The sequence below is a fragment of the Luteimonas sp. R10 genome, from assembly GCF_045689605.1.
In the GTDB taxonomy this organism is placed as follows: Bacteria; Pseudomonadota; Gammaproteobacteria; order Xanthomonadales; family Xanthomonadaceae; genus Luteimonas.
This window is the reverse complement of the sequence record NZ_CP141262.1, coordinates 2,794,056-2,813,362: the sequence shown is the minus strand read 5'-3', so window position 1 is coordinate 2,813,362 and position 19,307 is coordinate 2,794,056. Positions and strand designations below refer to the sequence as shown.

Sequence of the window (19,307 nt, the reverse complement as noted above, 5' to 3'; positions counted from 1 at the left end):
CGATCCCTACTGGGTGACGAAGCTGGTGAACAGGAGCGCGTCGGCGCCGGGGTGGCCCGTCTCGGCCTCGAGCAGCTGCTGCACCTCGGCCAGGGCCGCGGCCTGCAGGCGTTCCCTGCCGGCGCGGTCGGCGATGCCGGTGCTGGTCTGCTGCGCGAACAGCATCAGCAGGCGCGCGCGGATCGCCGGGGCGTGCTGCTGCAGCTGGGCGAACGCGACCGGGTCGCGGGACATCAGCTGCACCTCGACCTGCAGGTAGCGCGGGCTGCCGGCGGGGCCGGCGAGGTTCACCACGAACGGCGGGGCGAGCGGGAAGTACTGGGCCGGGGCAGGCAGGGCGGCGGCCGGCTCGGCGGCGGCGTCGCGCCCGAGCAGCATCCAGGCGACGCCGGCGCCGGCGGCGGCCAGCATCGCGACGGCGACGAGGATGAGGACGAGCCGCTTGTGGCCCTTCTTCGGGGGTGGGATCTGGGATCTGGCGGTGTCTGCTGCGGCGGCCACGTGCGGAGGTCTCTTGCGGGGTTCGCCGTACAGATGCAATCGCCGTGCCGCGACGGCGGCGGTTTCCCGGCGGCCGCGTGCTCGCCGGCCCGGTATCGGCCTCCGGTCGCGCGGCGGTCGATCCGGCACCGACCTCCGGTCGCGCCGGGTCCCGCCGTCCGGGGACCGGCGCGGCGGAATCCCGTCGCCGGTTCCCTTCAGTCGGGGCAGATCTGGCATGGCGCCGCGCCGGCGCCGCCCGCACCGCGTAGAGCGGAGCTTGCTCCGCGACTCCCGATTCCGGAGCCCGCACAAGCCGGGCAGGCCCGGCGCTACGTGGAGGGGTCCGCGGCCGCAGGGCGCGCGTGCCGCGCGTCAGGCGTAGGCGTCGAGCAGGCCGCGGGCGGCCAGCGCCGCTGGCTGCGGCGCGCCGTCCTCGCCGGGAACGGTGCCGCCGCCGATGCCGCGTGCCTGCTGTGCGGCGGCGCCGTCCTGGCGTGCCTGCTGGCCGACGTCGGCGTGGGCCAGCTGGAGGCCCTGGGCGCCGAGCATGTCGCGCAGGCGCGGCAGGCTCGCCTCCAGCGCCTGGCGGACCTCGAGCTGGGCGCTGGTGAAGTCGGCGCTGACACGGTCGCCATCCAGGCGCAGCCGCACCTCGATCGGGCCCAGGTCGTGCGGGTTGATGCGGATTTGAGCGTGGCCGATCTTCTGGTCGGCGAGCCAGTGCAGGCGCGTGCCGACGGCTTCGGCGAAGTCGTCGCGATGCAGGTCCGGGGTCGGGGTGAGCGGCGGGGCCAGCACCGCGGGCGCCTCGCGAGGCGCCTGGGCAGGGGCTGCCGGCGCGACCAGGAAGGCCGGCGGCGGCGCCTCGCCATCGCTGCGCGCGACGGCGAGGACAAGCGGTTCGGCAGCCGGCGGCACGGCCGGCTCGGCGACCGGCGCCTGTGCCGTCGGCTGCTCCCGGGCGGTGGCGGTTGCGGCGGCCTGGATCGCGGCGCCGGCGAGGGCGCCTGGTGCGGTGATGGCCCGAGCCGGCGTCGCGGCGGCCTCGCCATCGCTGCCCGCCGCCGTTGCGGCCAGCTGCGACCAGGCCGCCGCACCGGCGTCGGGACCCGCCTCGGCCGCGGCCTGCGCCGTGCCGGGCGATACGAGGGCGGCTAGGCCGAGTGCGGCGAGCCCCTGCGGCGGCCAGGGCTGGGCGGCGTTCGCGGCGAACGCGGGGGCGTCCCCCCCCGGCTCGTCGGAGCGCTCGTGTTCGACCGCGGCGCCCTCGCGTCCCTCCGCGGGCGGCCGCGCCGCAGCGTCCGTGCCGCGGTCCGGGTCGTGCGGCCGCTGTCGTGCCTCGCCGGCCCCGTTGCCGGCGGACCAGCGCTGGTCGGGGCCGCGGTCGATCATGCCGGCGAACGGGCCGGCTGCATCGTCGCCGCCGGCGTCCCGGCGGGCGCCGGGCCCGCGCGCCGGGCTCGTGGATGGCTGCACGGCCGGGTCGAAGCCGGGCATGTTCATCAGTGGTTCCCCTCGTTGGCGGCGATCGACAGCGCGCGCATGCGGCGCGCGCCGAGGTCGTCCATCTCGCGCTGGCTGCGGCGCTCGTCGACCTGGCGCTCCTGGGCGCGGTAGCTGGCGGCGAGTTGCTCGAGCACCTGCTTGTCGCGGCTGGCCAGCAGCAGGCGGGCACGCTCCACATCGACCGTGCGGCGGCTGCTGTCGACGGTGCGGCGCTGCTGCTCCACCGCGCTCTGCAGGCGTTCCAGGAACGCGCGGTGGTTGGCCAGCTGCGCCGGGCTGGTCGCGGCGCTGCCGTTGTTGCCGTACTCGTCGGCGTAGCGGCGCAATTCCTCCAGCCGCTGCTCGTGCAGCGCCAGCGTGCGCTGGCGTTCGGCGAGGTCGCGGGCGATGGCGTCTTCGTGCTCCTGTGCGCGCAGCAGCAGCGGGTCGATCCGGCGGGACTGCATCATGCGGCGATTTCCTCGGGCGAAGCGGGGGGCGCCGGCTCGAGCAGCCGGGCGAGCGCGTCGCGGCTGTGGTCGAGGTCGGCGGCGCGGGCGACGTCCTGGCCGAGGAAGGCCATGATCTCGGGCCAGCGGTCCAGCGCCTCGTCCACGGCCGGGTCGCCGCCGCGCTGGTAGGCGCCGATGGCGATCAGGTCGCGATGGCTGTTGTAGGCCGAGACCAGGCGCTTGAGCGCGCGGATGCGCTCGCGCCAGGTCTCGTCGGCGATCTCGGTGACCACCCGGCTGACCGAGGACTCGACGTCGATCGCCGGATAGAGCCCGGCGTCGGCGATCCGCCGCGACAGCAGGATGTGGCCGTCGAGGATGGCGCGGGCGGCGTCGGCGATCGGGTCCTGCGGGTCGTCGCCCTCGGTGAGCACGGTGTAGAACGCGGTGATCGAGCCGCGCCCGGCGGCGCCGTTGCCGGCGCGCTCGACCAGCGCCGGCAGGCGTGCGAAGACCGACGGCGGATAGCCGCGGGTGGTCGGCGGCTCGCCCACGGACAGGCCGATCTCGCGCTGCGCCTGGGCGAAGCGTGTCAGCGAGTCCATCAGCAGCAGCACGTTCAGGCCCTGGTCGCGGAACCACTCGGCGATGGCGGTGGCGCGGTAGGCGCCCTGCAGGCGCGCCAGCGGCGGGCGGTCGGCGGGGGCGGCAACCACCACGGCGCGGCGCAGGCCTTCCTCTCCCAGGGTGGTCTCGACGAAATCGCGCACCTCGCGGCCGCGCTCGCCGATCAGGCCGACGACGATCACGTCGGCGGCGGTGTAGCGGGTCATCATGCCCAGCAGGGTCGACTTGCCGACGCCGGAGCCGGCGAACAGGCCGACGCGCTGGCCGCGGCCGATCGGCAGCAGCGCGTTGATCGCGCGTACCCCGACATCGAGCGGCTGGATGATCGGCTCGCGCGCCAGCGGGTTGATGGCGATGCCGGCCAAGCCGACGGTGGCTTCGGCGCGCAGCGGGCCTTTGCCGTCCAGCGGCACGCCGTCGCTGTCGATGACGCGACCGAGCAGGCCTTCGCCGACCTCGACCCGCCCGCGCCGGCGCAGCGGTACCACCCGGGCGTTGGGCAGCAGCCCGTGCAGTTCGGCGCTGGGCATCAGGTAGATGCGCTCGCCGGCGAAACCGACGACCTCGGCGTCGACCCAGCCGCCGTCGGCGACCTCGACCCGGCAGGTGGCGCCGAGCGGCGCCTCGCAGCCGACCGCTTCCAGGGTCAGCCCGACCGCGCGGCGCAGGATGCCCTCGCGGATCAGGCCGCGGCCGGCGGCAGGATCGGGGCCGGCGGCGCCCAGTCGTGTCGCCAGGCGCAGGTTGCGCGCGGCCAGCCAGTCGGCCGGCACCGCGGCGGTGGTGTGACCGGGCGCGGCGCTCACGCGCGCGCCCCGGCACGGTGGATGACGGTCTCGAGCGCGCCGCGCAGGCGTGCCTCCAGGGTCCCGTCGATGCGCACGCTCTCGGCGTGCAGGCGCAGGTCGCCGCGGGCCAGGCCGTGGTCGGCCACCAGCCGCGTGGCCGGCAGCAGCGACAGCACCGGGGTCAGTGCAGCGATGTCGTCGGGGTGCAGCCGCACCTCGACCTCGCGGCTGGCGCCGCCGACCGCGTCGACCGCTTCGCCGACCAGTTCCGAGAGCAGCATGGGATCGGACTGGTAGGCCCGGCCGACCAGGCTGCCGGCGATGCGCACCGCCAGCTCGCCCAGCGCCGCGACCACCTCGTCCTCGAGGCGGGCGAACGGGCGCGAGAAGTTGTCGAGGATGCCCTCGATCTGCGCGGTCAGCCGCCGCACCTCGGACTGGCCCTGTGCGAAGCCTTCGGCGTGGCCGGCGGCAAAGCCGGCCTCGTGGCCTTCGCGGCGCGCGTCGTCGACGATCCCCTGGATCTCCTCCAGGCTCGGCGGCCGCGGGATCTCCTCCTCGCGCCCGGGCGGGGCGGGGTCGGGCGCGGCGTCCATCGCCGGCGCCAGCCAGCGCACCACCGCGCTCATACCAGTTCCTCGGCGGCGCCGCCCTGCAGGGCGATGGCGCCCTCGTCGCCCAGGCGCCGCACGACCGCCAGGATCTCCTTCTGCGCCGCCTCGACGTCGGACAGCCGCACCGGACCGCGCGCCTCCATGTCTTCGACCAGGATCTCGGCGGCGCGCTGCGACATGTTGCGGGTGATCTTGTCGCGGACCTTGAGGTCGGCGCCGCGCAGGGCGATGCCCAGGCGCTCGCCGTTGACCTCGCGCAGCACGATCTGCAGCTCGCGGTCATCGAGGTCGACCAGGTCGTCGAACACGAACATCAGGTCCTGGATCCGCTGGCCCAGCTGCTGGTCGATCTTGCCGATCGCGCCGAGGATCGCCTGGTCCTGTCCGGAGTCCATGAAGTTGAGGATGTTGGCGGCGACCTTGATCCCGCCGACGTTGGAGGACTTCAGGTTCTGGTTGCCTGCGAACTGGCGCTCCATGATCTCGTTGAGCTCGTTGAGCGCATTCGGCGGAATGCCGTCGAGCGTGGCGATGCGCAGCAGTACGTCGGCGCGGGTGCGCTCCGGCATCAGCTGCAGGGCCTCGGCCGCCTGGTCGCCGTCCAGGTGCGAGAGCACGATGGCGATGATCTGTGGATGTTCGTTGCGGACCAGGTCGTAGATCGCGCGCGGGTCCATCCACTTGAGGGTGTCGAGGCCGGTGGTGTTGCGGCCGAGCAGGATGCGGTCGATCAGCCCGCCGGCCTTGTCGGCCCCGAGCGCCTGGATCAGCACGTTGCGGATGTAGTCGTCGGCACCGACGCCAACCGAGGTCTGGCGCTCCAGTTCGTTCCTGAAGTCGTCCATCACCCCGAGCACCTGCTCGCGGGTGACGCCGCTCATGGTGGCCATGGCCAGCCCGAGCTTCTGTACTTCCTTGGCGCCCATGTGCTTGAGCACCTCGGCTGCGTCGGCCTCGCCCAGCGACAGCAGCAGCACGGCGGCACGCTGCACGCCGGTCATCTCGTCGGTCTCAGACTGCGGCTTCATTGCCCAACCATCCCTTCACGACCTGCGCGACCTGCTTGGAATCGGCCTGCACCGCCTCGCGCGCATGGCGCAGGCGGTCGTCGTAGGCGTTCGAGGCCAGTGCGATCGGCTGTGCCGCGGCGATCTTCGCGGTGTCCTCGGCCAAGCCCGGAATCTCGTCCTCGACCACGTTCACGTCCTGGGCCGCCGCGGCGCCACGTTTGCCAGGGCCGGGATCGCTGATCTGGCGCACCGCGGGGCGTACCACGCCGAACAGCAGTGCCAGCACCACCAGCGCACCGGCCGCCAGACGCGCGATGTCGCGCACCCGAGGGTCCTGCCACCAGCTGCCGTCGACGTCGATCGCGTCTGTCTGCTCACGCACGAAAGGCGCGTTCATCACCGATACGCTATCGCCGCGCTCTTCGTTGAAGCCGACTGCCTGGCGCACCAGGGCCTCGATGCGCTGCAGCTCGGCTTCGCTCAACGGTTGCAGTTCGGTCCCACCATCGGCACCGACGCGCGGGATGTGATCGACCAGCACCGCGGCAGTGACCCGGCGGATGCGGCCGGGCGGCTGGCGGGTGTGCTGCAGGGTGCGGTCGAGCTCGAAGTTGCGGGTAGCGCTGCGCGTGACGTCGCGCACCGGGGCGTCGCCGGCCTTGGCTCCGGTTTCGGCGTCGCCGGCGGCGGCCACGATCTCGGGCGTGTTGCTGGCGGCGCCGGGGACGCCCTCCGGGCCTTCGGCGCTGGCGATGGAGTTCTCGCTGACCTGTTCGCTGCGCAGCTTGGCGGGATCGGCGTTGAACAGTTCGCGCGCCTCTTCGCTGGCCGAGAAGTCCATATCCACCGTGACCTCGGCGTTGACCCGGCCGGACCCGGTCATCGGTTCCAGCAGCTCGCGGATGCGCTGGTTGAACGAGGTCTCCTGGCGCCGGACCTGCTCGAACTGCTGCGCGCTCAGCGCCGACTCGCTGTCGCCTCCGGTGTCGCTGAGCAGACGGCCGCTCTGGTCGACCACGGTGACGCGCTCGGGCGCCAGATCGGGAATGCTCGAGGCCACCAGGTGCACGATGGCGTCGACCTGGTTGCGCTCCAGGCGCGCGCCGCCGCGCAGGTCCAGCACCACCGAGGCGCTGGCGACCTCGCGCTGGCGGGTGAAGGCGCTGGGCTTGGGGATCGCCAGGTGGACGCGGGCATCGCGGACCGAGCGCAGGGTGCCGATGGTGCGTACCAGCTCGGTTTCCAGCGCGTGCTGGTAGCGCGCGGTCTCGACGAACTGGCTGACGCCGAAGCCGGGGTCGCGCTCCATCAGCTCGAAGCCGAGGCGGCCGCTGTCGGCCACGCCGGAACCGGCCAGCTTCAGCCTGGCGTCGTGCACGTGTTCCTCCGGCACCGAGATCGCGCCGGTGGCCTGATCCAGGCGGAACGGGATCTTCGCGGTGCGCAGCAGGTCGGTGGCCTCGGAGGTCGCCTGGGCGTCCAGGCCGGCATACAGCGGCGTGTACTGCGGCTTCTGCGACCAGAAGAACACCATCAGTCCGACCGCCACCGCTGCGGCGAGCAGCAGCATCTTGCCCAGGCGCGGCGCCAGTTGCATTTCCTGCAGCCGGTCGAGCACCTGCACGGCCCTGTCGCCGGTCCTGCCGGCGTCGAGCGTGTCCCTGGAGAGCGAAATGGCCATGTGCGATCAGGTCCGGTCGGTTACAGCGGCATGTTCAGGACGTCCTGGTACGCCTGTACCAGTCGGTTGCGCACTTCCACGGTGGCGCGGAACGCCACCTGAGATTGCTGGGCGGCGACCATCACCTTGGCCAGATCCGCGCCCGGTTCGCCCAGTTCGAACGCCCGCACCAGCTCGCCGGTACGGTGCTGCGCGCTGTTCACCCCCTCCATCGCCCCGCGCAGGGTCTCGCCGAAGCCGACGCGACCCGGCTGCTGCAGCTGGCCCGGCGCGCCGACCCCGCCGAGGCCGCCGATCGCGTCGCCGCGAGGCGCATCGGCCACCCGGGCAGGCACGGCCTGGCCCATCTGGGATTGGTAGCTGCGGATCTGGGAAAGGACGGAATCGACCGAGTAGCTCATGGGTTGACCGGGACACGGTGGCGTCGGGCTGGGCGATGCAAGTCGTGTGCCGCGACCGCGCCGGAATCGTGACGCCGCGCATTCAAGCCCCGGCCAGCTCCGCGTTCTCGCGCTCGATCCCGTACTTGCGCAACTTTTCGGCCAGGGTGGTGCGGCGCAGCCCCAGCAGCTGGGCGGCATGGGCAACGACGCCCTCGGTACGCGCCAGCGCCTCGCGGATCAGGGTCAGTTCGATGCGGGCGATGTGGTCGCGCAGATCGATCCCGTCCTCGGGCAGCCCGACTGCCTGTTCCGCGACGGCATCGCCGGCGGTCGGGACGAACGCGCCGACGCCTGTGTCCGGCGCCGGCGCCGGTATCTCGGCGACGTGCTCGCGATAGCGCTGCGGCAGGTCCTGCACCCGCACCAGGCCACCGGGATTGAGCACCGCCAGGCGCTCGACCAGGTTGGCCAGCTCGCGCACGTTGCCCGGCCAGGCATAGCCGGCCAGCGCGGCCAGCGTGTCGGAGGCGAAGCGCACTTCGCCGCGGCCGCTGCGGCCCAGCTGCGCGGCGATGGTGGCGACCAGCACCGGCAGGTCGTCGCGACGGTCGCGCAGCGACGGCATCTCGATCGGGAACACGTTGAGGCGGTAGAACAGATCCTCGCGGAACTGGCCGTCGCCGATGCGCGCCTCGAGATTGCGGTGGGTGGCGGCGATCACCCGCACGTTGCACTTGATGGTCTGGTTGCCGCCGACGCGCTCGAAGCAGCGTTCCTGCAGCACCCGCAACAGCTTGACCTGCATCGGCAGGCTCATGTCGCCGATCTCGTCGAGCAGCAGGGTGCCGCCCTCGGCCATCTCGAAGCGGCCCTTGCGCGCGGTCAGCGCACCGGTGAACGCCCCCTTCTCATGGCCGAACAACTCGCTTTCCAGCAACTCGGCCGGGATGGCGCCGCAGTTGATCGCCACGAACGGGCCGTCGCGGCGCGTCGACTGCCGGTGGATGGCGCGCGCCACGACTTCCTTGCCGGTGCCCGATTCGCCGAGCACCAGCACGGTCGTGTCGAAGCCGGCGACCTGGTCGATCATCTTCCGCAGGCGCTGCACCGCGGCGCTGTCGCCGGTGGGGCCGCCGCCCCGGTCGACGCCGGCCTGGTGCTCGGCGTCCAGGCGCTTGAGGCTGGCGCGGCGCAGCAGCGCCTCGAGCTGGGCGTGGCGCAGCGGCTGATCCAGCGCCCACACGCCGGCCTCATGCAGGCCCTGGGCCCTGGAGAACGCCGCCGGCTCGTCCTGCAGCAGCAGCACCGGCGGCGGCAGCGCCGAGGCCGACAGCCAGGAGAAGAAGCCGCGCGCGGCGGCGCCGTCCTCCAGGCCGCCGACCACCAGCGCCATCCATTCGCCGGGGCGGTGGCGGGCGGTGGGCGCATCGGCGATATCCGCCACCCAACGTGGCTTCATGTCCATGAACTCGAGCAGCGTGCAGACGCGCTCGGCGCGCTCGGCGTCGCTGTCGATCACCAGGATGCGGGGCTCGCTCATGACGCTTCACCTCTGTGCAGGCTTTCCAGGATCGCCATGACGTCCTGGAGGTAGGAGAGCTTGCTGACGAAGTTGTCGGCGCCGGCGCGCATCGCGTGCTCGCGGTGCTCGGCGTCGTCGAAATGGCTGGCCACGACGATGTAGGGCGGATCGTCCTGGGCCTTGATCAGGCGGGCGGCCTGCAGGCCGCCCATCTCGGGCATCGCCAGGTCCATCAGCACGACCGCCGGGCGCAAGGCCTCGGAGCGCTCGATCGCCTCCAGGCCGTTGCTGGCGGTTCCCACCACCTGCAGCCAGTCCACCTTGCGGAAGTGGCGCAGGGCGGCGTTGATGAAGCCCTCGTGGTCGTCGACCAGCAGTACGGTGATCGTGTTCATCCGGTCGCGTCCTCAGCCCGTGTGGGCGATCGTCGGGGGGCGTCGCGGCGCCGCTGCCGGGCCGGGGCGATGTCGAGCTGGTCGCGGTACTTGGCGACGGTGCGCCGCGCGATGTGCACGCCATTGCGCGCAAGCAACCCGGCGATCGCGTCGTCGGCCAGCGGCCGCTGCGGCGGCTCGGCATCGATCAGGCGCTTGACCATCGCCCGCACCGCGGTGCCGGAGACGTTGGCGCCGTCCAGGCGTACCGCGAAGAAGCGTTTCATCTCGATGGTGCCGCGCGGCGTCTGCAGGTACTTGCCGGTGGTGATGCGCGAGACCGTGGACTCGTGCATGCCGATGGCGTCGGCGACCTCCTTCAGGGTCAGCGGCGCCATCGCCTCGTTGCCGCGCTCCAGGAACCCGGCCTGACGCTCGACGATCACCCGTGCGGTGCGCAGCAGGGTGTCGTAGCGCATCGCCAGACCGCGGCTGAGCCAGCGCGCCTCCTGGAGCAGGGCGCGCAGCTGGCCGTTGGCGGTGGCGTCGCCAACGGCCAGGGCGCGCTCGTACGTGGGATTGACGGCCACGCGCGGGGCGGTGGCGCTGTTCAGGGCCACCCGCCACTGGCCGTCGGCGAACCAGGCGACGGCGTCGGGCACCACGGCGACATTGCCGTCGGGACGCCCGGCCTCGCCGGGCCGCGGATCGAGCGAGAGCACCAGGCGGGCGGCCTCCGCCACGTCCTCCTCGGCCACGCGCAGGCGCAGGGCGATGGCGGCGTGGTCGTGGGCGGCGAGCAGGTCGAGGCAGCTGGCGAGCATCCGCGTCGCCAGCGGTCGGCCGGCGACCGGGGCCGGCAACGAGGCCAGCTGCGCCTGCAGGCATTCCTGCAGGCTCGCGGCGGCGATGCCGGCCGGCTCGCCGTGCAGCAGGCGTTGGCGTACCGCCTCGATGCGCGCCGCGGAGACGTCGAAGCGCGCACAGGCGCGTTGGGTCAATGCGGCCGGGGCGGCATCGAGATAGCCGGCGTCGTCGCAGTGTTCGAGCCAAAAGCCGGCGATCTCCAGTTCGGGCGGCGCCAGTTCCAGTGCCAGGTCCTGCAGGATGCGCACCAGCGGATCGCTGGTGCGGCCGGCGGCGATGCGCGCCATGCCGTCGTCCTGGCCGTCGTGCCAGCCGGCGCCGGGCAGGTCCCACATCGACGATTCGGGCAGTTCGTCGAACGCGGCGACCTCGACCGCGGCGACATCGCCGCCGGCCGCGGGGTCGGCGGGCCGGGCTTCGGCCTCATCCTCCAGTTCCAGCAGCGGATTGAGTTCCAGCGCCTGGCGGACTTCCTGTTCGAGCCGCAGGCTGTCGAGCTGCAGCAGGCGGATCGCCTGCAGCAGCTGCGGCGTCATGTTGAGTTGCTGGCCGAACTGCTGGGCCTGGATCTGGCTGCCTTTCATGATGGCTCCCGGTCGGCACCGATGGCGCGGTGCCCGTGAGCGCATCTTGCGCGGGCGGCGACGGAAGTTGAATCGGGACATCCCCGACCGCCGTCGTCGGCAACCCGACGCCCGTCGGGGGTTTCCCTACACGGGCGCGGCTTTCCGGCGCCGGGTTTCCGGCACGCCCCCGTTCAACCGAGCTCCCGCTCGTGCCGGGCGGCCAGCAGCAGCAGATCGGTGGCGCGGCGACAGCCCAGCGCTTCCATCATCCGCGCACGGTGGGTCTCCACCGTCTTGACGCTGATGCCGAGATCGGCGGCGATCTCCTTGCTGCTGAAGCCGCGGCCGATCTGCCCCAGGATCTGTCGCTGGCGCGGCGACAGCGCGGCCACTCCCACCGGTTTGTCGCGGCCGAACAGCGGCGCCATCATCTTCGTCGACAGCCGGGGGCTCAGGAACACCTCGCCCCGCGCGGCGGTCAGCAGCGCGAGCTCCAGCTCCAGGGGTGCGGCGTCCTTGACGACGAAGCCGGCCGCGCCGCGCGAGAGCGCATCGCGCACGTGCACGGCGTCGTCGTGCATCGACATCATCACCACGCGGGTGGCGGGCAGTGCGTCGAGGATGGCGCTCATCGCGTCGAGCCCGCTGCGCCCCGGCAGCGACAGGTCCATCAGCACGATCTCGGGGCGGTGCAGCATCGCCAGGTCGATCGACTGCTCGGCATTGCTGGCCTCGGCGCAGACGTCGATCCCGGCAAAGCCCTGCAGCAACCGGGTCAGGCCGGCGCGCACGAGGGTATGGTCGTCGACGATCAGTACGCGCACGGTGTCCGGTCGGGGTTCCATCGCGGTCGCGGCCACGATAGCCGAGGCGGCCGCGTTAGGGAATCGCCGGCATCGCGACGCGGCCGTCGGCGGCCGCGTTCAGCGTCGGCTGGCGGCGACCTGTTTGCGGTGCAGCCGGAACAGGTGCTTCTCCAAGGCATCGGACAGGCCCGCCGGCAATTCGCCGAACTGCAGCCACGAACGTTGCATGCCGCCTTCGGCGGCGGCCTCGGCGAGTATCGTCACCGGCAGCTCGAGATGGTCGGGCAGCCATTCGGAGGGTTGCAGATGCAGCACGCCCGTGTCGCCCGCGACGGTCGCGGGGCTTGCCGGTGCGTCCAGCCGGACGCCGCGGTGCGACCAGCGCAGCGCCCGTACCGGCAGGGCATCGTAGGAGCGGCTGACCAGGCGGCCGATCAGCATCAGCATCAGGTCGAGCTTGGCGTCCATGCGCTGGGTCAGCAGCGGCAGCTCGCCGCGCTCCTCGCCGGTGTCGTCCATGCGCAGGTCCTCGACCTGCGACAGGCCGGCCAGCAGGGCCTCGGCCTGCGGCAGCCGGCCGAGGCCGGCGCCGGGGTCGGAGAACAGCTGCGCCGGCAGCTGCAGCTCGCAGCTCAGGGCGTCGTCGAACAGGGCCTGCTCGGCCAGCGCGGCGGACGTCCCGGTCGCGTTCATCATCCCAGCTCCGAATAGGCGCGCGCGGCGTTTCCGGCCTGGCGCATGTCGCGCAGTTCGGCGGCGATGCCGCGCTGCCGCTCCTGCATTCGCGCCGCGAGCGAGTTCTGCATCTGCAGCATGGTCCGCAGCGCGCCCAGCGGCGCGGCGGCGCCTACCGCCTCGACGTAGACCCGCAGCTCGCGATCATACTGCGCGAGCAGCGACTCGGCGGAGGCGAAGTCGTCCTGCTCCAGCGCCTCGGCCAGGGCCTCGAGCCCGGCGTACAGGCGGCCCAGTGTCGGCTCGCTCATGCCGCGCCTCCCGCCGTTGGCAGCTGGCGCTGCCGCTCGGGAATCGCGTTCCAGGCGGCATCGACCTCGGCCAGCAGCGCCAGCGACTCACGCAGGGCCTGGCCGTCGTTGTGCAGATTGGCGGCAGTCAGCCGCCGCACCACGTAGTCGTAGAGGGCGGACAGGTTGCCGGCGATCTCGCCGCCGGCCTCATGGTCCAGCGAGCCGTCGAGGTGGCCGACGATGGCGCAGGCCTCGCCGATCGCCTTGCCCTTGCGGGCCTGGTCGCCCTGCGCCAGGCAGGCCTCGGCGAGACGGATGCGATCGCAGGCGCCGGCGAGCAGCAGCGACACCAGCTTGTGCGGAGCGGCGTCCATCACCGTGCCTTCCAGATGATTCTGCCGGTACTCGGCGGCGAGGGAACGAGGCGACATCGGAATGCTCCTGGGAGTTCGTCGTCAGGCCAGCTGGGCCGACAGGGCGGCCAGCTGCTGGGCGAGGTAGTTGCTGGTGGTCGACAGTTGCGCCATCAGCGAGTCGAGCGCCACGAACTGCGCCTGGTAGCGCTTGGCCGTGGCCTCCATGCGCAGGTCCACGGCCTCGCGCTGCCGCGCGACGTCCTTGAGCTGGTCGTTGATGCCCTTGGTGCGCAGGGTGAAGCTGCCGTCGGTGCCGACGTAGCCCTCCACCGCGCCGGCCAGGCGCGCGGCGAAGCCGCCTTCGCCGGTGAAGGCGGCGGCGATCCTGCCGGCGTTCGCCGCCATCGCGGCGTCGAACTTGGCGCTGTCGAGCACCAGGGTGCCGTCGCTGTTGGGGTAGGCGCGGGTCTGCAGGCCGATGGTCTTCGCGTCCAGGCCCTGCGCGGCGAGTTCGCCCAGCAGGTCGCCCATCATCCCGCGCAGCTGGCTGGCGGCGGCACGCATCTGCGCGTCGCCGGTGAGCGAGGAGGGCGTGTCGGTTTCCTTGTTGTACGAGGTGGCCGAGGCGATCGTCTTGATCGCGGCGTTGTAGGCGCTGACCACGTTCTCCACCGGCTTGCGGCTGGCGGCGGCGTCGTTGGCGACGGTGACGGTGCTGGTGCCGGTCTTCTTCAGCGTCAGGGTCATGCCGGACACGGCATCGGCGATCGCGTTGCCGGCCGAGGTGGTGACCAGGCCGTCGATCGACACCTGCGCGTCGGCGGCGGCGGTCTTCTGCTGCAGTCCGCCGATCAGGGCCGACAGATCGCCGCCCCCTTCGACGACCTCGAACGAGATCGCGTTGGCGGCGCCGGTCCTGGTGGACGCCACGGTCAGGTGCTGGCCGTCGTCGGAGGTCATCAGCGAGGCCTGGATGCCGAGGCTGGCGGCCTTGTCGTTGATCGCGCTGCGGACGTCGGCCAGGCTGCTGCCGGTGGCGATGTCGATCGTCACCGACTCGCCGCCCATGGAGAGCGACAGCTTGCCGGCGTCGAACAGCGTGCCGGTCTCGACCGCGCCGCCCGTCAGCTTGTGGGCGCTGGCCAGCGACAGCACCTCGACCTGGTACTGCCCGGCCGGGGTGCCCTTGCCGACGGTGGCGCCGAGCACGTTGTCGGTGCCGGTGGTGCTGTCGGCCGAGACCGAGCTGACCGAGCGCGCGCCCATCGCGTCGGACTTCTTCAGCGCATCGAGTGCGGTCTTGAGCGCATCGAACGCCGAGCTGACGCTGCCGATGCCGGAGAGCTTGAACTTCGCGACCGATTCGATCTTGTTGAGACGGGCGTCCTGCGGGGCGCGGTCGGCGGCGACCAGCTGGCTGACCATCGCGCTGATGTCGATGCCGGAGCCGATGCCGCCGTAGCCGAATGAATAGTCCGCCATGTGGATCTCCCGTTTGACGATCGCCGCTTGCCGGTGGCCCGGCTCATGAGCAATAGCGGCCCGCGACGGCGGTTCTTTAGGGCCGGCCGGGCGCCGTGCCCGGCGGGGCGACGGAGGCACAAAAGCAGATCCCCTCCGTCGGGGAGGGGATCTGGGTGTTGCCGGCGGGCCGCGGCGGCGGCGCCGTCCGGATCTTCCGCGATCAGCGCAGCAGGCTGAGGACGTTCTGCGGGATCTGGTTGGCCTGGGCCAGCATCGCGGTACCGGCCTGCTGCAGGATCTGCGTGCGCGACAGCTCGGCGGTCTCCTTGGCGAAGTCGGTGTCGCGGATGCGGCTGCGCGACGCGGTCAGGTTCTCGGCGCTGGTGTTGAGGTTGGCGACCACCGAGGTGAAGCGGTTCTGCACCGCACCCAGGTCGGCGCGGGCCGAGTTGATCTGGTCGAGCGCCGCGTCCACCTGCTTCATCGCCAGCGTCGCGCCGGCGAAGGAGCTGATGTCCAGGCCGGAGATGCCGGTGACCGTGCTGTCGGTCGAAGCCTGGGCGCCGGCGCCGTCGAAGCCGGTCAGCGTGCCGTCGTCGGTGCCGCCGAAGGTGATGGCGCTCTCGGACGACACTTCGATCACGCCGGTGCTGGCGTTGAAGCTGGCATTGACGCCGGTCTGGGTGGAGATGTTGTTGATCGCGTCGACCACCTGCGAGGCGCGCTGCGAGGAGGTGCCGACCGCCGACAGGGCGCCGATGCTGACGCCGTTGACGGTCAGATCGCCGTCGGCCACCGCACCGGTGCCCAGGCCGGAAACGGCCGTGGACTGCGCGGTGGACGTGGTGACCGTGCCGCCCAGCGCGACGACGTTGGCGTCGACCGGCGAACTCACGGTGATGGTCTCGTTGGCGTTGGCGCCGACCTGGAACACGAACGAAGGCGCGGTGCCGTCGAGCAGCTTCGTGCCGTTGAAACTGGTCTGGTCGGCGACGCGGTCGATTTCCGACAGCAGCTGGCCGACCTCGGCCTGCAGCGCGGCGCGGTCCGAGGACGAGTTGGTGGCGTTGGCCGACTGCACCGCCAGTTCGCGGATGCGCTGCAGGTTGTTGCCGATCTCGCCCAGCGCGCCTTCGGCGGTCTGCGCCAGCGAGATGCCGTCGTTGGCGTTGCGGGCGGCCTGGTTCATGCCGCGGATCTGGGTGGTGAAGCGCTCCGAGATCGCCAGGCCGGCGGCGTCGTCCTTGGCGCTGTTGATGCGCAGGCCCGAGGACAGGCGCTGGATGGTGGTCGACAGGCTGGCGCTGTTGGCGCCCAGGTTGCGCTGGGCGTTCAGCGAGATGGTGTTGGTGTTGATGACGGACATGTTGCTGGTCTCCTGATGAAGGGAATCCGGCGCGGGTCGCAGGGCCTGGCCGGTTGCTCCGCAGGGGGATGCCGTCTGTTTCGGCCCTGTCCTCTGCTGGAGACGTTAACGACGCCCCGCGGCGAACCTTTAGCGGATCCGGCAAAAAAAGTTGACGCGCGAATCGGGAAGCTGTAGTGCCGCGCGCCGGTCCACGGCGACCACTCCTTCGTGCAGCCGGCGCCCGCTTCGGCTCCGGCACATGCTGCGCCGGGTCGCGACTGCCGTCGCTCCCACAGGGCGGGCGGCATTCACGGGGCGGCATTCGAAGTCGCTGGATCGCATGTGGGAGTGGCGGCGGCATGCCGTCGCTGGCGCGACACCCGCCGAAGGTGTGGCGCCGCAGCGGGCAGTCGCCAAATCGACGGATTAGCGGATCAGGTTGAACAGCGACAGCCGCTGCATCTGGGTGAAGCTGAGCTGCGCGGCTTCCAGCGCGGCCTGTTCCAGGGTGAAGCGGCTGATCGCCTCGGCGTAGTCGAGGTCGCGCATGCCGGACAGCGTGCTTTCGATGGTCAGCGACTGCGAGCCGCGCAGCTCGGTCGCGGTGTCGATCGCCGAGAGCTGGGCGCCGCCGGCCGCGCGCGCGTCGACCAGGTGCGCCTGTGCGCCGGCCACGTCGCGCATCGACTGCTGCAGCAGGTTCTGCTGCGCGGCCTTCTGCTGGTCGCCGACGGGCGCGCTGGAGAGCGCGGCTGTCAGCCGGTCAAGCGTGGCGAACACGTCGCGGGTTCCGGCCGGGCCGATGGTGAACGCGTCCCCCGGGGCGGGTTCCCCTTCGATCCGCATCTGCAGGCCGGCGAAGGCGATGCTCTCCCCGGGCACGTACGTGCCGCTGGCGACCAGCGCGCCGCCGCTGTCGCGGACCTCGTACGCGTCCGCCGCGGTGAAACCGACGGTATGGGTGCCGCCGGTCCACGCCGCCGGGTCGACCAGGCCGAACTGCCGCAGCAGGCCGGTGCCGGTGTTGCCGGCGGCCGCGCTGGCGTCGACGCGGCCGTCGCCGGTGCGCACGCGCATGAACACTTCGCTGCCGGGCTGGCTGTCGGCGACGAACATCCCGGGTGCGATCTCGACGCGGCGCTGGGTCTGGTCACCGCCGTAGACGGCACTGCCGCCGACGATCGAAAACGGCGCGCTCGCGTCGGCGGCGCCGGCAAACAAAAAACGCCCGCTGCCGTCGGTGCTGTTGGCCAGGTCCAGCAGGCCCTGGCGGATGCTGCCGATCTCCTTGGCGATCGCGCTGCGGTCGGCGTCAGAGAGCGCGTCGCTGTTGGCCTGCACGGTGAGTTCGGTGACCCGGCCCATCATCTCCCCGGCCTGCGCCAGCACGTTCTCCTGCAGGCCGAGGCGGTTCTGCACGTTGGCGGCGTTGGCGCCGAAGCGTTCGAGCTCGGCCAGGGCGCGGTCCAGGCCCACCGCGGCGCCGGCGGCGACCGGGTCGTCCTTCGCGGTGAGCAGGCGCTGGCCGGTGCCGAGCTGCTGCTGGATGTGCGCCAGGTTCGCCTGCTTGGACTGGATCAAGGCCAGCGACTGGCTGTACATCATTCCCGTGGAGATGCGGGTGTTCATCGGCGTGTCGCGTTGAGGATGGACTGGAACATCGCGTCGGCGGTGGAGATGATCTGCGCCGCCGCCTGGTAGGCCTGCTGCAGGCGCAGCATGTCGGCGGCCTCCTCGTCGAGGTTGACCCCGGAGACCGAATCGCGCGCGGCCTGCGCCTGGCCGTGGATCACCTGCTGGGCCTCGGCGGAGTACTGCGCCTGGCGCGCGGCCGAGCCCACCGAGGTGGTGAGTCCGGCCACGGCGCCGTTGAGGCTCACGGTACCGCCGTTGAGGGTGCGTGCGTCGTCCAGGTTGGCGAGCAGCGCGGCATTGCCGTTGTCGCTGGAGCCGGCGCCGGTGGGACCGACGGTGAAGACGTCGCCTGCCGCCGGGACGCCGTCGAGGGTCATGCTCCAGCCGTTGGCGCTGAGGGCCTGGCCGGGGACATAGGCGAATGGCCCGGCGCCGTCGATGGTGTACTGGTTGCCGTCGATGAACTCGATGCTCGCCGTCGCCAGCAGGTCCGGATGCGCGGCATCGCCCACCACCGGCTTGCCGGCGATGCCGGTGCCGGTGTTGGCGAGGTCGGCGGAGACCTTGACCGGCGAAGCGGCGGCGATGCGCGAAGGATCGGTGATCGCCACCGAGATCGCGCCGGCCGCACCGGCCGTCGGCTGCAGCAGGAAGCGGTCGCCGTTGGCCGGGGCTCCGCTCACCTCGATCTCGACCCCGTTCACGCGCAGCGGGTCGGCCGCGGTGCCGGTGCCGGTCAGCGGCACGCTGGCGCCGGTGTCGGCGCGGGTCGCGCTCCAGCCGCCGGCGTCGAAGCGCAGCACCACGGCGTGGCCGTCCATGGCGCCGATATCGCCTAGCGACGCCTGCAGCGCCGCGGTCCCGGCGTTGCCGGCGTGGGCGTTCACGTTCGGGACGGGCAGGTCGAAGAACGCACCGCCCATCTGCCCGTACAGGTCCATGCCGGCGGCATGTGCCTGGTTGAAGGCGTCGCCGAGGCCGATCGCGATGCGGCCGAGTTCGGCCAGCGCCGGATCGAGCACGCTGCTGCGGAACTCGAGCAATCCGCCGACGCGGCCGCCCAGGGCGCGTTCGTCGAGGCGGATCTGCTGGCCCTGCGTCTCGAGCGCGATCTGCAGTCGCCCGGGCTGGAACGGGTCGGAGACGGTGGTCAGCCGCGACGCGGTGGCGCCGACCACCAGCGCCTGGCCGCCCGCGGTGACCACGTTGATGGTCGAGCCGTCCTGGGCGACGGCGGAGCCGCCGGTGTATTCGACCAGCTGCGAGACCAGCAGGTCACGGCGGTCGAGCAGGTCGGGCGCGGCGCTGCCGGCGCTGCTGCCGATCTTGCCGTTGAGCTGGGCGATCTCGGCGGCGAGGCGGTTGATCTCGCCGGCCGCGGACTGCAGCCCGGCGTCGACTTCGCCGTCCAGGCGGTCGAACTCGCCGTCGAGCTGGGCGAAGCGCGTCGCCAGGGCGTTGCCCTGGGCCAGCAGGTTCTCGCGCTCGGCGCTGGAGGCGGCGTTGGAGGACAGCGCGCTGACAGAATCGAAGAAGTTCGACCACATCCCGGCGATGCCGGTGGCGTTGTTCGAGACCAGGCTGTCGACCCGGCTGGACAGCCCCGACAGCTGCTGCAGGCGCGCGAGCTCGCCGCCGGCGTCGAGCAGGCGCGAGATCGCCAGCGAGTCGGCGACGCGGTGGATGTCGGCGATCTTGGTGCCGCCGCCGACATGGCCGTAGCCGTAGTCGGTCGGGTTGCGGGTGGTGAAATCGACGCGCTGCCGGCTGTAGCCGGGCGTGTTGATGTTGGCGACGTTGTGGCTGACCGTCGACAGCGCCCGCTGGAAGGCGATCAGCGCGCTGGTACCGGTGGAGAGGACGTTGGACATGCTGGCT

The 19,307-nt window shown here is 72.2% G+C and carries 19 protein-coding genes; all 19 read right to left on the bottom strand.

Annotation, left to right across the window (positions count from 1 at the left end):
- Positions 1–6: 6 nt before the first annotated feature.
- A complete protein-coding gene (gene fliL, locus U3649_RS12335; protein WP_407351617.1) occupies positions 7–501 on the bottom strand; it encodes a flagellar basal body-associated protein FliL in 495 nt (164 codons plus the stop codon).
- A gap of 354 nt (positions 502–855) precedes the next feature.
- Positions 856–1,986, bottom strand: a complete 1,131-nt coding sequence (locus U3649_RS12330; protein ID WP_407351616.1) for a flagellar hook-length control protein FliK — start codon at positions 1,984–1,986, stop codon at positions 856–858.
- Positions 1,986–2,438 (bottom strand): flagellar export protein FliJ, encoded by a 453-nt coding sequence (gene fliJ, locus U3649_RS12325; protein WP_407351615.1) that lies wholly within the window; start codon positions 2,436–2,438, stop codon positions 1,986–1,988. The genes U3649_RS12330 and fliJ overlap by 1 nt, the downstream gene beginning before the upstream one ends.
- Positions 2,435–3,853, bottom strand: coding sequence for a flagellar protein export ATPase FliI (gene fliI / locus U3649_RS12320; protein WP_407351614.1), 1,419 nt, complete (start codon positions 3,851–3,853; stop codon positions 2,435–2,437). Before fliI ends, fliJ begins: the two co-directional genes overlap by 4 nt.
- Positions 3,850–4,464 (bottom strand): FliH/SctL family protein, encoded by a 615-nt coding sequence (locus tag U3649_RS12315; protein ID WP_407351613.1) that lies wholly within the window; start codon positions 4,462–4,464, stop codon positions 3,850–3,852. The genes fliI and U3649_RS12315 overlap by 4 nt, the downstream gene beginning before the upstream one ends.
- Positions 4,461–5,450 (bottom strand): flagellar motor switch protein FliG, encoded by a 990-nt coding sequence (gene fliG / locus U3649_RS12310; protein WP_407354610.1) that lies wholly within the window; start codon positions 5,448–5,450, stop codon positions 4,461–4,463. Before fliG ends, U3649_RS12315 begins: the two co-directional genes overlap by 4 nt.
- 10 nt (positions 5,451–5,460) lie before the next feature.
- Positions 5,461–7,140: a flagellar basal-body MS-ring/collar protein FliF gene (fliF, locus tag U3649_RS12305; RefSeq protein ID WP_407351612.1), complete on the bottom strand. Its 1,680-nt coding sequence runs from the start codon at positions 7,138–7,140 to the stop codon at positions 5,461–5,463.
- Between the two features lie 20 nt (positions 7,141–7,160).
- Entirely contained in the window at positions 7,161–7,541 is a 381-nt protein-coding gene (gene fliE / locus U3649_RS12300) for a flagellar hook-basal body complex protein FliE (RefSeq protein ID WP_407351611.1), read from the bottom strand.
- A gap of 82 nt (positions 7,542–7,623) precedes the next feature.
- Positions 7,624–9,063 carry a sigma-54 dependent transcriptional regulator gene (locus U3649_RS12295; protein WP_407351610.1) on the bottom strand — a complete coding sequence of 480 codons (1,440 nt, stop codon included), beginning with the start codon at positions 9,061–9,063 and terminating at the stop codon, positions 7,624–7,626.
- Positions 9,060–9,440 (bottom strand): response regulator transcription factor, encoded by a 381-nt coding sequence (locus tag U3649_RS12290; protein WP_407351609.1) that lies wholly within the window; start codon positions 9,438–9,440, stop codon positions 9,060–9,062. Before U3649_RS12290 ends, U3649_RS12295 begins: the two co-directional genes overlap by 4 nt.
- The gene (gene rpoN, locus U3649_RS12285) at positions 9,437–10,870 is read right to left on the bottom strand and encodes an RNA polymerase factor sigma-54 (RefSeq protein WP_407351608.1); all 1,434 of its coding nucleotides are present in this window, start codon (positions 10,868–10,870) and stop codon (positions 9,437–9,439) included. The genes U3649_RS12290 and rpoN overlap by 4 nt, the downstream gene beginning before the upstream one ends.
- Positions 10,871–11,043: 173 nt before the next feature.
- Positions 11,044–11,676, bottom strand: a complete 633-nt coding sequence (locus U3649_RS12280) for a response regulator (RefSeq protein WP_407354609.1) — start codon at positions 11,674–11,676, stop codon at positions 11,044–11,046.
- Between the two features lie 99 nt (positions 11,677–11,775).
- Complete coding sequence (locus U3649_RS12275; RefSeq protein ID WP_407351607.1) at positions 11,776–12,351, bottom strand: PilZ domain-containing protein; 576 nt, start codon at positions 12,349–12,351, stop codon at positions 11,776–11,778.
- Positions 12,351–12,644 carry a hypothetical protein gene (locus tag U3649_RS12270; protein WP_407351606.1) on the bottom strand — a complete coding sequence of 98 codons (294 nt, stop codon included), beginning with the start codon at positions 12,642–12,644 and terminating at the stop codon, positions 12,351–12,353. Before U3649_RS12270 ends, U3649_RS12275 begins: the two co-directional genes overlap by 1 nt.
- Positions 12,641–13,057, bottom strand: a complete 417-nt coding sequence (fliS, locus tag U3649_RS12265) for a flagellar export chaperone FliS (protein WP_407351605.1) — start codon at positions 13,055–13,057, stop codon at positions 12,641–12,643. Before fliS ends, U3649_RS12270 begins: the two co-directional genes overlap by 4 nt.
- Positions 13,058–13,081: 24 nt before the next feature.
- Positions 13,082–14,464 (bottom strand): flagellar filament capping protein FliD, encoded by a 1,383-nt coding sequence (fliD, locus tag U3649_RS12260; RefSeq protein WP_407351604.1) that lies wholly within the window; start codon positions 14,462–14,464, stop codon positions 13,082–13,084.
- Between the two features lie 202 nt (positions 14,465–14,666).
- Entirely contained in the window at positions 14,667–15,812 is a 1,146-nt protein-coding gene (locus U3649_RS12255; RefSeq protein WP_407351603.1) for a flagellin, read from the bottom strand.
- A 408-nt stretch (positions 15,813–16,220) separates the two neighbouring features.
- Positions 16,221–17,423 (bottom strand): flagellar hook-associated protein FlgL, encoded by a 1,203-nt coding sequence (gene flgL, locus U3649_RS12250; RefSeq protein WP_407351602.1) that lies wholly within the window; start codon positions 17,421–17,423, stop codon positions 16,221–16,223.
- Positions 17,420–19,300 (bottom strand): flagellar hook-associated protein FlgK, encoded by a 1,881-nt coding sequence (gene flgK / locus U3649_RS12245; RefSeq protein ID WP_407351601.1) that lies wholly within the window; start codon positions 19,298–19,300, stop codon positions 17,420–17,422. The genes flgL and flgK overlap by 4 nt, the downstream gene beginning before the upstream one ends.
- Positions 19,301–19,307: the final 7 nt, after the last annotated feature.

What these genes read in the sequence shown, in the direction of transcription:
- U3649_RS12330 (WP_407351616.1), bottom strand. Translation starts at nt 1,986, where the DNA reads ATGAACATGCCCGGCTTCGACCCGGCCGTGCAGCCATCCACGAGCCCG.
- rpoN (WP_407351608.1), bottom strand. Translation starts at nt 10,870, where the DNA reads ATGAAAGGCAGCCAGATCCAGGCCCAGCAGTTCGGCCAGCAACTCAAC.
- fliG (WP_407354610.1), bottom strand. Translation starts at nt 5,450, where the DNA reads ATGACCGGCGTGCAGCGTGCCGCCGTGCTGCTGCTGTCGCTGGGCGAG.
- fliJ (WP_407351615.1), bottom strand. Translation starts at nt 2,438, where the DNA reads ATGATGCAGTCCCGCCGGATCGACCCGCTGCTGCTGCGCGCACAGGAG.
- fliS (WP_407351605.1), bottom strand. Translation starts at nt 13,057, where the DNA reads ATGTCGCCTCGTTCCCTCGCCGCCGAGTACCGGCAGAATCATCTGGAA.
- U3649_RS12295 (WP_407351610.1), bottom strand. Translation starts at nt 9,063, where the DNA reads ATGAGCGAGCCCCGCATCCTGGTGATCGACAGCGACGCCGAGCGCGCC.
- U3649_RS12315 (WP_407351613.1), bottom strand. Translation starts at nt 4,464, where the DNA reads ATGAGCGCGGTGGTGCGCTGGCTGGCGCCGGCGATGGACGCCGCGCCC.
- U3649_RS12270 (WP_407351606.1), bottom strand. Translation starts at nt 12,644, where the DNA reads ATGAGCGAGCCGACACTGGGCCGCCTGTACGCCGGGCTCGAGGCCCTG.
- fliE (WP_407351611.1), bottom strand. Translation starts at nt 7,541, where the DNA reads ATGAGCTACTCGGTCGATTCCGTCCTTTCCCAGATCCGCAGCTACCAA.
- flgL (WP_407351602.1), bottom strand. Translation starts at nt 17,423, where the DNA reads ATGAACACCCGCATCTCCACGGGAATGATGTACAGCCAGTCGCTGGCC.
- U3649_RS12290 (WP_407351609.1), bottom strand. Translation starts at nt 9,440, where the DNA reads ATGAACACGATCACCGTACTGCTGGTCGACGACCACGAGGGCTTCATC.
- U3649_RS12275 (WP_407351607.1), bottom strand. Translation starts at nt 12,351, where the DNA reads ATGAACGCGACCGGGACGTCCGCCGCGCTGGCCGAGCAGGCCCTGTTC.
- flgK (WP_407351601.1), bottom strand. Translation starts at nt 19,300, where the DNA reads ATGTCCAACGTCCTCTCCACCGGTACCAGCGCGCTGATCGCCTTCCAG.
- U3649_RS12255 (WP_407351603.1), bottom strand. Translation starts at nt 15,812, where the DNA reads ATGTCCGTCATCAACACCAACACCATCTCGCTGAACGCCCAGCGCAAC.
- fliD (WP_407351604.1), bottom strand. Translation starts at nt 14,464, where the DNA reads ATGGCGGACTATTCATTCGGCTACGGCGGCATCGGCTCCGGCATCGAC.
- fliF (WP_407351612.1), bottom strand. Translation starts at nt 7,140, where the DNA reads ATGGCCATTTCGCTCTCCAGGGACACGCTCGACGCCGGCAGGACCGGC.